At 66.9% G+C, this 381-nt stretch carries 1 pseudogene; it reads right to left on the reverse strand.

The window, feature by feature from the left end:
- Positions 1–381 (reverse strand): annotated as a pseudogene (locus GVL50_RS28690) (amidinotransferase); the annotation flags it as partial.

Below are 381 nucleotides of genomic sequence, written 5' to 3' on the forward strand. Positions count from 1 at the left end.
GCCCATCAGGTTGGTGACGTTCGAGCGGGTCACGAACAGGTCGCGGCCGCAGCGGACGAAGTCGGCGGCGTCGAAGACCGGCTCGAACTCGTTGACCGTGAATTGCATGGGCTCGCCGGCCTTCAGGTTCGGCACCCGGTAATCGTAGTTGTAGAGGTCGTCGGTCAGCTGCGGGCGCGGGGCCGAGGTCCAACGGGCGCCGGCGCGGAAATACTCCTTGAACAGCGACCGGTAGGCGTCGCCCTCGAAGTAGCGCGAGCGCCAGCACATCGGGCTCTCGATGATCTCGTCGCCGATGACCAGGTACGGGTCGCGCGGGCAGGCGACGCAGAAGCCCCGGGAGGTCCAGCGCGGCGCCTTGAATTTGCGGGAGAAGTCCAC

The organism is Pseudomonas sp. 18058, from assembly GCF_902706155.1.
Lineage (GTDB): Bacteria > Pseudomonadota > Gammaproteobacteria > Pseudomonadales > Pseudomonadaceae > Aquipseudomonas > Aquipseudomonas rustica.